This is a genomic window from Halomicrobium zhouii (assembly GCF_900114435.1).
In the GTDB taxonomy this organism is placed as follows: domain Archaea; phylum Halobacteriota; class Halobacteria; order Halobacteriales; family Haloarculaceae; genus Halomicrobium; species Halomicrobium zhouii.
On record NZ_FOZK01000001.1, the window covers coordinates 1558407 to 1570784 of the forward strand.

General features: G+C 65.7%; 11 protein-coding genes. 5 read left to right on the forward strand and 6 right to left on the reverse strand.

Annotation, left to right across the window (positions count from 1 at the left end):
* Positions 1 to 2 precede the first annotated feature (2 nt).
* Entirely contained in the window at positions 3 to 308 is a 306-nt protein-coding gene (locus BM337_RS07255) for a hypothetical protein (protein ID WP_089815353.1), read from the forward strand.
* A gap of 48 nt (positions 309 to 356) precedes the next feature.
* Here BM337_RS07255 and BM337_RS07260 read toward each other — a convergent pair whose 3' ends face one another.
* Positions 357 to 2936 (reverse strand): DUF7527 domain-containing protein, encoded by a 2580-nt coding sequence (locus tag BM337_RS07260; protein WP_089815356.1) that lies wholly within the window; start codon positions 2934 to 2936, stop codon positions 357 to 359.
* Between the two features lie 256 nt (positions 2937 to 3192).
* Between BM337_RS07260 and BM337_RS07265 the strand changes: the two genes are divergently transcribed.
* The 4 genes from BM337_RS07265 (at position 3193) to BM337_RS07280 (ending at position 6582) form a co-directional block, all read left to right on the forward strand.
* Positions 3193 to 3588 carry a DUF7541 family protein gene (locus BM337_RS07265; protein ID WP_089815357.1) on the forward strand — a complete coding sequence of 132 codons (396 nt, stop codon included), beginning with the start codon at positions 3193 to 3195 and terminating at the stop codon, positions 3586 to 3588.
* A 91-nt stretch (positions 3589 to 3679) separates the two neighbouring features.
* Positions 3680 to 3937: a DUF6684 family protein gene (locus BM337_RS07270; protein ID WP_089815361.1), complete on the forward strand. Its 258-nt coding sequence runs from the start codon at positions 3680 to 3682 to the stop codon at positions 3935 to 3937.
* Between the two features lie 147 nt (positions 3938 to 4084).
* Complete coding sequence (locus tag BM337_RS07275) at positions 4085 to 5851, forward strand: cbb3-type cytochrome c oxidase subunit I (RefSeq protein WP_089815363.1); 1767 nt, start codon at positions 4085 to 4087, stop codon at positions 5849 to 5851.
* Between the two features lie 470 nt (positions 5852 to 6321).
* Complete coding sequence (locus BM337_RS07280; protein WP_089815365.1) at positions 6322 to 6582, forward strand: DUF7520 family protein; 261 nt, start codon at positions 6322 to 6324, stop codon at positions 6580 to 6582.
* A 110-nt stretch (positions 6583 to 6692) separates the two neighbouring features.
* On the opposite strand, the gene BM337_RS07285 is transcribed toward BM337_RS07280, so the two are convergent.
* The 5 genes from BM337_RS07285 to lrpA1 form a co-directional block, all read right to left on the reverse strand.
* On the reverse strand, positions 6693 to 7493 hold the full coding sequence (locus tag BM337_RS07285; protein ID WP_089815367.1) for a DUF7847 domain-containing protein: 801 nt from the start codon (positions 7491 to 7493) through the stop codon (positions 6693 to 6695).
* A 60-nt stretch (positions 7494 to 7553) separates the two neighbouring features.
* Positions 7554 to 9257: an acyl-CoA mutase large subunit family protein gene (locus BM337_RS07290; protein WP_089815368.1), complete on the reverse strand. Its 1704-nt coding sequence runs from the start codon at positions 9255 to 9257 to the stop codon at positions 7554 to 7556.
* A gap of 53 nt (positions 9258 to 9310) precedes the next feature.
* Entirely contained in the window at positions 9311 to 10177 is an 867-nt protein-coding gene (locus tag BM337_RS07295; RefSeq protein WP_089815371.1) for a CBS pair associated ParBc domain-containing protein, read from the reverse strand.
* A 179-nt stretch (positions 10178 to 10356) separates the two neighbouring features.
* Entirely contained in the window at positions 10357 to 11844 is a 1488-nt protein-coding gene (locus BM337_RS07300) for a DHH family phosphoesterase (RefSeq protein ID WP_089815373.1), read from the reverse strand.
* A gap of 77 nt (positions 11845 to 11921) precedes the next feature.
* Positions 11922 to 12350 carry an HTH-type transcriptional regulator LrpA1 gene (gene lrpA1, locus BM337_RS07305; RefSeq protein WP_089815374.1) on the reverse strand — a complete coding sequence of 143 codons (429 nt, stop codon included), beginning with the start codon at positions 12348 to 12350 and terminating at the stop codon, positions 11922 to 11924.
* Positions 12351 to 12378: the final 28 nt, after the last annotated feature.

Sequence of the window (12378 nt, forward strand, 5' to 3'; positions counted from 1 at the left end):
CCATGATAGACAGGCTTGAGAAGGAAGTAGACATGCTGGAGCGACATCTGCAGGTTCTGCGGATGGTCATCGAGAACGAACCGATCGGGATCGTCAAAATGTCCAACGAGACGGGCTACCCGCACCACAAGGTTCGCTACTCGCTGCGCGTGCTCGAGGAGGAGAACCTCATCGAGCCATCCAGCCAGGGCGCCATCACGACCGAACAGACCTCCGAGTTCGTCGAGGACCTGGACGACAAGGTCGACGAGATCATCGACAAGCTCGAAGGCATGAAGATCGAAGACGCTGCAGAGATCGAAGGGTAACGCAGCTTTTCGTTTGCGGCGTCAGTGTTCGGAGACGGCGAGGTGGAGTTACAGCTCTGGGACGGCGAGGTGGAACTCCTGGTTTCGCGCCTCCACCAGGCAGAGGTGGTAACCGCCCTTGCGCGAGAGGTTGACGAAGCTCTTGCGCTTGTCGCGGCTGAACAGACCGCTCGAGGTGGCCTCCTCGGCGGTTTCGAGGGCTGCGGGTTCGAAGAAGCTCTCCGTGACGAGGAACGCGCCAGCGAGCGAGTCGCTCGACTCACCGACCCGCGAGGCGCGCTTGACCAGGTCCGTCATCATCGCGTCCGTCGCGGGGTCCCGCGAGTTGTTGATGTTCGCGAGGAGGAGCGGGTTGCCCATGCGGTCGCGCACGACGATGTCGAAGCGCTCCTGTGAGCGGTGTTCCTCGCCGTCCTCGGTGTAGTTGACGCTCACCTGGCCGTTGAGTTCCGCGCGGTCGATCTTCGGGAGCGCGTTGTAGAGGTCGGCCATCCCGTCGGCGTGGCCGGTGTCGCGGACCTCGTACAGCAGGCTCCCGATGATCCAGTCGACGAACCGGTACTGGATCGTCCCAGTCAGGAAGTCGTCGAAGGGCTCGTTGCCGACCGCGGCGTCGTCGGCGTCGAACTGCGTGTGGTACTCCAGACGCATGTTCTCCGCGACGGCCGACCGGTCGGCGTTGCCCGAGTGGGCGGTCTCCAGCGTCGCGTCGCCCTTGGAGTTGTACCGCACGAACAGGTTGGTGTTGTCGATGGCCTCGCTCGCACTGACCTGGGTTCCAGCCCCAGTGGCGCCGTCCTCGGCGAAGTCCTCCAGACGCTCGGTGAGGCGCTCTATCTCGGCGCGCGCCTCCTCGAGTTCGGACTGGAGGCGGTCGCGTTCGGTCTCCAGGTCGGCGAATTTCGTCTCGAGTTCGTCCCGCTCGGCCTCGACGCGCTCCAGATCCGTCCGGAGGTCGTCTACCTCCTGTTCGCGTGCCTCGAGTTCGCTCGCGAGTTCACCCGCGTCGTCACCGTCCGCTGCGGGGTGGGCGGACTGGTCCTGGTCTGGGCCGGTGGACCGGGACTCCGCAGGCGCAGAGCCCTGTTGCCCGTTCTCCGGTGTGGCCGCCGCCTCGTTCGGTTCACGTCGAGCGTTCGGTTCTGTTCTGTTCGCCGATCCGTTCACCGACTGGTCGGCGGTTCGCGACGAGGGTTCCTCGCGCTGGTGGGGTCGCTGTCCGCCCTGGGGCCGCTGCGTCTGGGTAGACTGCGCACTGCCACCGTTTCGGCCCACGGACGTGTCCGACGGCGTGGATCTACTCGCCGCGCTGGTCAGGGATGGGTCGAGTGACGGAATGGACCGGACCTCCAGGTCGCTCGCCGACCCGCCCGCGGGCGAGCCGCCGAGTCGCTGTCCGTCGTTCGGTGTCCCTGGAGCCGGGTCGGTCGGCTGTGACCGTCCACCCGGCGCCGGATCGGTCTGTCCCGAGTCGCTGCCGGGCCCGGGGGACTGCTGGCCCGACGACTGGTCCGTCGACGACGCGGACGTGGCGCCCGGATGGGGCTCGTCGGTCGTACCGGGTTCGCTTCGGGCAGCGGTGTCGTTTCGCTCGGGCGTCGGGTCGTCTGTCTCTGCGGTCGGGTCGTCCGTCTCCGCCGTTGGGTCGCGTGTCTCGACTGTCGACTCGTTCGTTCCCGCGTCCCGGCCGGTCTCGTCCTGCTTCGTCGACCGGGGCGGGGCCTCGTCGTCGGCGGGTGTGGACTCGTCTGTGGAACCGGTCGCCGTGGCGTCTGCCGGTTCGTCCGGTTCGGCCTCGGTGACCGGCCCCGTCGATTCAGCGGGGGCCGTCGCCCGGTCCACTGGGTCGTCCTCGACGGCGGTGGTGTCGCTGGTGTCCTCGACGTCCCGGGACGCAGTATCCGTCTCGCTGCCTGTGTCCACGGAGGCATCTTCCTCGTCCGTCGAGGGAACCGCCGCGGGGTCCGGGTCGAGCGCTGCTGGTTCGTCGCCGGTTGGATCCTGTGCGGGCTCGTCGATGCCCGCGTCGGTCGACGCGTCAGCGCCGGGTATCGGGTCGACCGACGCCGAGTCGTCTGCGTCGTCCCCGGACTCCGGAATGTCGATGGGCTCGATGTCCACTGGCCGGACCTCGTAGATGCCGACCTCGTCGTCGGCCTGTTCGAACGCCTCGTCGTCTGTTATCAGGCGTTCGCTGGCGCCCACGTAGGCGACGCTCATCGAGCGTCCCTGGTGGTATACCTGGTAGTAGTCGCCAGAGAGGACGTTCTCCGCCAGTTCGACGAACCCGGTGAAGGAACCGTCCGACAGGGTCCGGTCGACGTCGGCGATCGGCGTATCTTCGGTGTAGTACTTGGCGCGGACCTCGTCGGAGCGCTCCTGCATCACGGCGAGCAGTGGCAACGCGGGGTGGGGCGCCTCGCGGGCGTTCCCACTCGCCTCCTCGAAATCGTCTATCGACCCCTCGAGGATGCCGACGACTGTCCCCCTGATCATGAACAGTCGCGTGTGTCCGGCCGTCACGACGCCGGAGAACTCCGCTGAAGCGAGGTCGCGCAGGCCACTGTATCCACCACCGAACGGAACAGTCTCCCAGTCGTCGACCCGTTCGACCGTGCGCGGACTCATGATCAATGCAAAGCCCCAACCGGGACAAATAGTTTGCGCCGTCTCCGTGGCTCGTCACGCCAATACGTCCCGTTCTCGGGACGTGTAATGTCGTTCGGAGAACAACTCGGCGGGCCAGGCCGCCTGAACGCGGTCCGGCTGGCCACGAACTGCCAGCTCCCCTGGGAGACGACGCGTCGACAGTGCTCGATACGAGCGGTGTCCGTCGACGGACGTGCTTCGATGCACCTTTTGGCCCCCGCGCGCAAGCGCATCCATGAACGAGCAATCGGGGTTGAGTGACCAGTACCGGCGGGCGAGTCCGTGGCCGCTGTTCGTCGCGCTCGGGCTTGCACTCTCCGAGATTGGGGTGTTCGTCGGCGTGTTTCCCGTCGCCGTCTTCGGCCTGTTGCTGTTCGGGGGGAGCGTCGCCGGCATCCTGACGGAGTCGGGATACACGGAGCGACCGTGGTCGGCGCTGATCGCGCTGGGTGCCGTCCTCGCCGTGGCAGGCGTCGTCCTGATTGGCTGGCAGGTGCCGGTCGACCAGATAACGCTCGAGAACTTCGGCCGGAACGGGATCCTCTCCCGGAGCCTCTCTGTCGTCGCGGCGGGTCTGACGATGGCCGTCGCCGGCGCCGTGGCCGCCGTGGTCGAGCAGACGAAGCACTGACGGTCACACGCGTGCGTACCTGGCAAGTTGCCACCTCCCGTCGTCGACGGAAATCAATACTCTATTAGTCCGGGTTGGTGAACTATCCTCCATGTCACTACTGGGATTCGAACGGGAGACGCTGCTCGACCTGACGGTCAACGTGATTCCGATGGCGATCATCGTCTTCTTCATCGTCGGTTTCGGCGTCGTCCCCTCGTTCGGCGTCGATCCGGTGCTGACGACGGTGCAGTACTCGCTGCTCCTGGTGCCGCTGGTGGCCCTCGCGGTGCTGACGTACTACGCGGGCAAAGTGGTCGAGCGCGACGAAGGCAAACACCAGGAAGCGGCCGACGCCGCGTCGGAGTAGACCGCCGACCCGTCGGTACACTCCCGTTTTTCACACCGCCCTTTCGAGAGGAGGAGCCCCGCGTATCCGCCAAAATCGACAGACACGTGCGGGAAAGACCGGCCGTGGATCGACCCTTTCATAATGCATCAAACCTCAGTTTGAGCTATGGCAGGAGAGCAGCTGGCGCTGACGGTTTTCATGGCAGTGCTCCTCGTCGCCATCGTCGCCGTCCTCACTCGTCTGGAGGACTGGCGCTCCTACACTCCCCTGGCGGGCGGGGGCGGCGTAGGCTACGGCGACGAGGCCACGCACGGGCACGAGGAGAAGCCAGGCGGACTGGTCCGCTGGCTCACGACGGTCGACCACAAGGACATCGGAATCCTGTACGGGACCTTCGCGATCATCTCGTTCGCGGTCGGCGGGATCATGGCCTTCCTCATCCGGGTCCAGCTCGTCGTTCCCTCCGGGGCGATCGTGGAGAACGCGTTCTACAACTCCATCATGACGAGCCACGGGATCACGATGCTGTTCCTCTTCGGGACGCCCATCATCGCGGCGTTCGCGAACTACTTCATCCCGCTGCTCATCGGCGCGGACGACATGGCGTTCCCGCGGATCAACGCCATCGCGTTCTGGCTGTTGCCCCCCGCGGCGTTGCTCATCTGGGCGGGCTTCTTCGTCCCGACGATCGACCCGGCCCAGACGGCCTGGACGATGTACACGCCGCTCTCTATCGAACAGGAGATGTTCGGCATCGACCTGATGTTGCTCGGGCTTCACCTCTCGGGCGTCTCGGCGACCATGGGGGCGATCAACTTCATCGCGACCATCTTCACCGAGCGCGGTGAGGACGTCAACTGGGCGACGCTGGACATCTTCAGCTGGACCATGCTCACGCAGTCCGGCCTCATCCTCTTCGCGTTCCCGCTGCTCGGGAGCGCGCTCATCATGTTGCTGCTCGACCGGAACCTCGGCACGACGTTCTTCACCGTCGACGGCGGCGGCCCGGTCCTCTGGCAGCACCTGTTCTGGTTCTTCGGCCACCCCGAGGTGTACATCCTCGTACTCCCGCCGATGGGGATCATCAGCTACGTGCTGCCGAAGTTCTCGGCGCGCAAGCTGTTCGGGTTCAAGTTCGTCGTCTACTCGACGCTGGCTATCGGCGTCCTGAGCTTCGGCGTCTGGGCCCACCACATGTTCACGACTGGCATCGACCCACGCCTGCGCGCGTCGTTCATGGCAGTCTCCCTGGCTATCGCGATACCGAGCGCCGTGAAGACGTTCAACTGGATCACGACGATGTGGAACGGCCGGCTCCGCATGACCGCGCCGATGCTGTTTTGCATCGGGTTCATCTCGAACTTCATCATCGGTGGCGTCACCGGTGTCTTCCTCGCGTCGATTCCGATCGACATGGTGCTCCACGACACCTACTACGTCGTCGGCCACTTCCACTACATCGTGATGGGCGCAATCGGCTTCGCTGCCTTCGCCGGCCTCTACTACTGGTTCCCCATCTTCACCGGGAAGATGTACCAGCGCACGCTCGCGAAGTGGCACTTCTGGCTCTCGATGGTCGGGACCAACCTGACCTTCTTCGCGATGCTGGTGCTTGGCTACCTCGGCATGCCGCGCCGCTACGCGAGCTACGAGTTCGACGGCGCCATCGCGCCGCTCGCTCAGGTGACCACCTGGCACCAGATCGCCTCGCTCGGCGCGTTGCTCCTGCTAGCCGGGAGCGTCATCCTCGTCTGGAACCTCGTCCAGTCGTGGCTCGAAGGGCCGGTCGTCGAGACCGGCGACCCGTGGAACCTCGAAGCGGACAACATGAAGGGCCGTGACTTCGCCTGGTTCGAACGCAAGCTGAAGACGGAGCGAGCGATCACGGACGGGGGCGAGGAATCGTCGGAAGACGATTCCGAGCAACAGTAGACCGCAGGTCTACTGGCAGTTGGAACTCGCGCGAGCGAGTTCCAAAGAGGAGAATCGTCGGACGACGATTCCGAGCCTCGATAGAGCGACGCTCTATCGTCGGTTGAATTTTCGGAGAAAATTCAAAGAGGAGTCCTCGTCAGAGGACTCCGAGCAACAGTAGACCTGCGGTCAATCGCGGTTGCGAATTCTGCGATACTGTCAGTCACCGAATCCTGGGACTGGTCCGAGAACCCCGACGAGCACGTCGCCTTCTGTTCAGTCGAGCTCGTCGACGACAGTCAAGCGGGCCGACGGGAACGGCTCTTCGAGCGGTGGCTACAGACCGCCGGCGATGAGCACGATACCGGTGATGAACATCATCGCGGCGATGCCGGCCAGCACGAGAAACAGCAGGTCCTTCTCTGTCATGGCTCGCCCTTCGACGTCGAGTGAAAAAGGCTAATCGTCTCGCGGTCGAAGCTCGGTTCGTGAGTAACTCGAACCGAACGCGGCCCGGGGACCGCGTCGTCGGACAGCTGTACGTTATCATCGTCGCCATCGCCGGCGTGATGGGGTTCGTGCTCGGGACGATCAGCCCGGCGGATCTGGAGCCCGAACTGTTCGGGGTCGTCGCACTGCCGCCCACCCCGCTGGGCGTCGCGCTGTACGGTATCGTGACCGTCGGCGTGGGCCTCGGAATTCTCCTGGCACTCGTCGTCTACGTCTCGAACAGGTACGCGGACGCGTAACGCGGGTCGCTACCAGGTCCTCCGTCACTGACGCCGCGAGCAGCGGTGCGTCCGGAGAGCGTTCCGGCGCTGGACCGTGCCTGGCTGGAAACGGTGGTCGCCGTCGACCGTTACCGCGGAAGCTGGTCGTAGTAGGCGACGTAGAACGCGTGCGAGACGGCGTACACTATCGTCCCGAGAACGACCGTCATCGCCAGATAGATCCCCAGTTCGGTGGTCGAAAGCGCGTGGAGCGCCGTCTGGCCAGCGTTTTCCAGACTCCTGGGATCGTCAGCCGAGAGGGCTAACATGTACACAGTCGGGATGTAGCTGACGAGACTGATCAGGAACGCCAGCAGGTCGAAGCCGACGACGGAGAGGAAGTTGTTCTTGACGAGGCTCCCGCTGCGTTTGAAGGAGTCGACCAGCCCGAGGTCGTCGACGACGACGGCGGCGGGGAAGAACTGGAGGAAGAACCACGGCAGGAGGACGACCAGTAGCGAGAGCAACACGCCGACGAGGAGGACGGCGACGGCGGCGGAGGTCACGTCGGCCATGCTGCCGAAGCCGAGGACGAAGATAGAGAGGATCAATCCGACGAACCCGACGACGAAGTAGAGGACGAACGTGACGATACCAAGGACGATGGTGCCGCCGAAGATGGACAGGTAGTTCGACGTGCCGGCCGAGAAGAACCGGCCGACGGTAGCGCGGCCGTGGAGACCTTCCTCGAGGGTTCCGATGATCCCGCCGAGGTAGAACGGGACGGCGAACAGGAACACTGCGGAGCCGGCGAGGACGAGCCACGGATCGATCACCTGGAGAGCGCTCAGTCCGGCGCCCGCGAGCGAGTACGCGAAGACCAGGATCCAGATGACTGGATTTCGTTTGAGCGAACCGACGCCTGTCGAGAGGGAACCAATTACACCCATAGGGGGTTCACCTGGCCCGCGGGTGATAAGCTTACTGAGACGATGTCGGAATAAAGCAGCCTACGAGACGCCGGCGGTCTCCCGGTACGTGCCGTAGTGGTCCTCGAAGACGGCCATCACCTCGCCCATCGTCGTCCCGACTTTCACTGCTTCAATGAGAGCAGGAACGACGTTCTCGCCGTTCTCGGTCGCTCGACGGACCTCGGACAGCGCCGCGTCGACGGCGTCGTCGTCCCGCGACGCCTTCACGTCGGCGAGTCGCTCCTGCTGGCGCTCCTGGACGGTCTCGTCGACCTGGAGAATCTCGGGTTCGGTCTCCTCCTCGACGGTGTAGGCGTTGACACCGACGACGGTCTCCTCGCCGTCCTCGACGCGTTCCTGGTACTCGTAGGCGGCGTCCTGGATCTCCCGCTGGAAGTAGCCCCGCTCGATGCCGGCGAGGACGCCGTCGCGCATCGCTCCATCGCCCAGGTCGTCTCTGACGTGGTGGATGTACGCCATCGCCTCTTCCTCCATCTCGTCGGTGAGGGCCTCGACGGCGTAGGAACCACCGAGCGGGTCGACGATGTCGGCGGCGCCGGACTCCTTGGCGATGATCTGCTGGGTCCGGAGCGCGACGCGGACCGACTCCTCGCTGGGCAGCGCGAGGGCCTCGTCGAAGCTGTTGGTGTGGAGGCTCTGCGTGCCGCCCATGACGCCGGCCAGCGCCTGGATGGTCACCCGGACGACGTTGTTGAGCGGCTGCTGGGCGGTGAGCGACTGGCCGGCGGTCTGCGTGTGGAACTTGAGCTTCTTGCTGTCGGGGTGGGCGGCGCCGTACCACTCGTCCATCACGCGAGCGTAGATGCGGCGGGCGGCGCGGAACTTGGCCACTTCCTCGAAGATGGAGTTGTGGGCGTTGAAGAAGAAGGAGAGCTGCGGGGCGAAGTCGTCGACGTCCATGCCGCGGTGGAGGCAGTCCTCGACGTAGGCGAACCCGTCCGCGAGCGTGAACGCCAGTTCCTGCACGGCGGTCGACCCGGCTTCCCGGATGTGGTAGCCGGACACCGAGACGGGCTTGAATTTCGGCGTCTCCTCGCTGGCGAACTCGACGACGTCCGTGACCAGCTTCAGGGAGGGTTCTGGAGGTACGACCCACTCCTTCTGCGCGATGAACTCCTTGAACATGTCGTTCTGGAGGGTACCCCGCAACTCCTCGCGCGGGACCCCTCGCTCGTCGGCCAGCGCGACGTACATCGCGAATATGAGGGGCGCGCTCGGGTTGATGGTGAAACTCGTCGAGACGTCGGCCAGGTCGATGCCGTCGAACAGAATTTCCATGTCGCGCAAGGTGTCGACGGCGACGCCCTCCCGACCGACTTCGCCCTCGGCCATCGCGTCGTCGGAGTCGATACCCATCAGCGTCGGCATGTCGAACGCCGTCGAGAGGCCGGTCTGGCCCTCGTCGACGAGGTAGTGGAAGCGCTCGTTGGTCTCGCTGGCCGTCCCGAAGCCCGCGAACTGGCGCATCGTCCACGGCCGCCCGCGGTACATCGTCGGGTAGACGCCCCGGGTGTAGGGTTCCTCGCCGGGAAACCCCAGATCCTCGACGTAGTCGAGGTCGGCGACGTCCAGCGGCGTGTACAGGCGGTCGACCTCGAGGTTCGACACCGTGGCGAATCGCCGTCGCCGTTCGCCGTAGTTCTCCAGGACCGGCCCGAGCGTGTCGTCCGTCCAGTCCTCGCGGGCCTCGCGAATCGCGGCGAGGTCCTCCTCGTCGAACATACCCTGCTAGTTGGTAGCTAACGACAATAAGGCTCCCGGGGACCGACCGCTCCTTACTCCGGGTCTTCCTGCAGTCGCTTGGTCGTCTCGACCAGCGGGTGGGCCCCGTAGTCGACTACTTCGATGTCCTCGATAGAGCTCAGGTCGGACTTCTCGGCGGTGCGGGCCATCCCCAGGTCGACCGGCTGGTCGAGGACGATGACGTAGGCGTCCATCGTGTCGACGCCGATACGTTCGGCGGCTTTCACCCGGTGGTGGCCGTCGGCCAGGAGGAGCGTCGGCTGTTGCTCGTCACCGGCGCTCCCTCCGAAGTCCTCGACAGTGGACTGGGAGGGCGAGCGACCGCCGCCGTTGTCGATGACGACGAGCGGTTCGGCCAGGCCCCGCCGGAGTTCGTAGATCCGTCCCTCCAGTTCGTCCGCGTAGACAGTGTCCTGGGTCGGCGTCAGGTCGGCCAGGTCGACCTCGCGGCGCTCCTCGCGCGCGGTCACGTCGTGGATGCTCTCCAGCGTCCGGGTGAGTTTGTCCACCTTGCTCGGGGTCGCGCGCTCGATCTGCGAGCGGATGACGTCGGCGTTGGAGATGATGCCGACGAGGTGGCCGGCGTCGTCGACGACTGGCAGCTTCTGGATGCCGGAGCGGAGGATGACGCGCGCGGCGTCCTGGACTGCCATCTCCGGGTGGGCGACGAGGATTTCGTCGCTCATCACCCGGAACATGGGCTCGTGGTCGTCGGCCAGCAGCAGGTCGCGGGCGCTGACGAATCCCTCGACGCGGCGGCCGTCGGTGACGGGGAACCCGCTGTGGTCGTCGCTCTCGTCGATGCGACGGGCGACGTCGGCGACCGTGTCGTCGAGCGACACCGTCGACACCTCCTGGGTCATGTACTCGCGGACGCGCGGCTTGCCCTCCTCGGCCATTAGCGAGGATCAGACGCCGCCGGAGGAAAAAGACCCCGTTCGGCGTCGGGCCGGACCGGGGCCGCGACTCACACGGACGGGTGTAATTCGTTCCCGATACGTCTCGAACGCTGGACCGTTTCACACTCAGCGACCGCCTGACGTGGGCCGTCTCCCGGAAATAGTTACACCCGTCCGTCTCACTCTTCGGTGACCTCCTCGAGGGACTCCCGGTCACTCTCGAACGTCTCGGGACCGTACACGGACGTCAGCAGGCGGTCGGAGTTGCCCTGGAGCGTCTCGAGGAAGCGGTCGTCGACGACGGCACGGACGACTTCGTGGAGCGACTCGTCGCGGTCTTCGATAGTGTCGAGGACCCCCAGTGTGATCTGCGCGCCGGCCATGTCGGCGTGGCCGCCGGCGCTCCCGATCTGGCCGAAGGCGTCCCGGAGCGTCTCGCCCAGGTCGATGTCCGTCCCGCGGGCGCGTGCCGAGACGTAGATGGTGCCGTCCTGGACGCCGTAGACGAGCGTCGCGTTGACGTCTTCCAGCGTGAGCAGCCTGTCGGCGGCCTGGGCGAGCGCGTCCCGGTCAGAGAGTTCGCCGACGCAACTCAGCAGGACCGAGCCTTCCTCCCGGCGGTTCTGGATCGCACGGCCGACAGTCTGGAGCGTCTCGGCGGTGATGCTGGGTTGTTCGATGCGCTGGAGTGCCTCCATGTCGGCGTGTGGGAGGAGAAACGCGGCGGCCTCGAAGTCGTCCGGCGAGACCTCCCGGCGGAACTCCTTCGTGTCGACGCGGATGCCGAACAGGAGCCCGGTCGCGACGGTCTGGTCGACGTCACCACCGAGGCGGCGGACGTAGTCGACCAGGAGCGTGCTCGTCGCGCCGACGTCGCTCCGCAGGTCGACGAACCGCGCCTCGATGGGCGCCCGGGGCGGGTGGTGGTCGATGACGACGTCGATCTCCGTCTCATGGGGGAGCTGGTCGTTGACGCCGGGCCGGGAGTGGTCGACCAGGGCGAAGCCGTCGTACTCAGACAGGTCCGATTCGTCGTCGAGATTGTGGAGGTCGAACTCCAGCAGGTTCACGAACGCCCGGTTCTCCTGGTGGGATATCTCGCCGTAGTAGCAGACGTCCGTCTCACAGCCCACCGCCTCGGCGATGCGTGCGAGCGTGACGGCGCTGGCGATGGCGTCGGGGTCCGGGTTGTCGTGGGTCACGACCGCCAGCCGGCCGTCGACGTCGCGCAACACCCGCTGGAGCTGGCGCACCTGCAGCCCGCCGTCACCGATGGAGTGGGACAGCTCCTCGGCGACGACGTTGCCGGGGTCGACGACCTGGTCTGCGACGGTCGCGAGCGCCGCACTGGTCTCCGGTGTCGGGTTCCGCCCGGCGTATGCCAGGACCATCGACTCCGGGAACACCGTGTCGACCGCCCTGGCGGCCCGCAGGTTGGTCTCGCCGTCCTCGGCGGTGATAAGAACCGAGTCGGGGTCGGCGCCGAGGTCGCGGAGGGTCTCCCGGTCGCTCGGGTCACCCGGAACGACTCGAATCCCGCCCGACCGGAGCGTGTCCACCCGGTGCTCGTCGTCCGTCACGACGAGCAGGTCCCCACGCTGGTCTTCGAGCGCGGAGAGCAGCCTCCTGCCGAGGGGACCGGTCCCCAGCACCAGGCGAGAAGTCATGGAGAGTGTTCGGCCTTCGAGCGTCTAAAAGGCACGCATCGACGTCCGGGAGAGGTCGGACGAGTCGGATCTGGCGGTCACTTCAGTCGCTCCTGGAGGAAGGAGGGATGGGCCGCGGTGACCCCTTCGACGCCGAGGATGGACTCCTCGATGACGTCACCGACGGCGCCGCCGTCGGCCGCGCGCACCTCGGCCATCAGCATGTGGTCGCCGCTGGAGGTGTACAGCGACTCCACCTCGTCCAGCTCGGCGAGTTCGCGGGTCGACTCGACGTAACAGTCGCTCGCGACGTCGATGCCGACGAGCGCGATCGTCTGGCTCGCGAGCTTCTTCGGGTCGACGTCGGCGGAGTAGCCGACGATGACGCCTTCCTCTTCGAGTTTCTGGATGTACTTTCGAACCGTGGGCTTCGAGACGTCGGCCCGGTTCGCTATCTCCGCGTAGGACGCCTGCGCGTCCTCCTCGAGAACAGACAGAATGCGACGCTCCGTAGACTCCGCGCTCATAGCCAGTTCTTTTTCCCGCGTATGAAAA

Bases quoted from the DNA above. Each gene is read 5' to 3' on its own strand.
- BM337_RS07255 (WP_089815353.1), top strand. From the start codon at position 3: ATGATAGACAGGCTTGAGAAGGAAGTAGACATGCTGGAGCGACATCTG.
- BM337_RS07260 (WP_089815356.1), bottom strand. From the start codon at position 2,936: ATGAGTCCGCGCACGGTCGAACGGGTCGACGACTGGGAGACTGTTCCG.
- BM337_RS07265 (WP_089815357.1), top strand. From the start codon at position 3,193: ATGAACGAGCAATCGGGGTTGAGTGACCAGTACCGGCGGGCGAGTCCG.
- BM337_RS07270 (WP_089815361.1), top strand. From the start codon at position 3,680: ATGTCACTACTGGGATTCGAACGGGAGACGCTGCTCGACCTGACGGTC.
- BM337_RS07275 (WP_089815363.1), top strand. From the start codon at position 4,085: ATGGCAGGAGAGCAGCTGGCGCTGACGGTTTTCATGGCAGTGCTCCTC.
- BM337_RS07285 (WP_089815367.1), bottom strand. From the start codon at position 7,493: ATGGGTGTAATTGGTTCCCTCTCGACAGGCGTCGGTTCGCTCAAACGA.
- BM337_RS07290 (WP_089815368.1), bottom strand. From the start codon at position 9,257: ATGTTCGACGAGGAGGACCTCGCCGCGATTCGCGAGGCCCGCGAGGAC.
- BM337_RS07295 (WP_089815371.1), bottom strand. From the start codon at position 10,177: ATGGCCGAGGAGGGCAAGCCGCGCGTCCGCGAGTACATGACCCAGGAG.
- BM337_RS07300 (WP_089815373.1), bottom strand. From the start codon at position 11,844: ATGACTTCTCGCCTGGTGCTGGGGACCGGTCCCCTCGGCAGGAGGCTG.
- lrpA1 (WP_089815374.1), bottom strand. From the start codon at position 12,350: ATGAGCGCGGAGTCTACGGAGCGTCGCATTCTGTCTGTTCTCGAGGAG.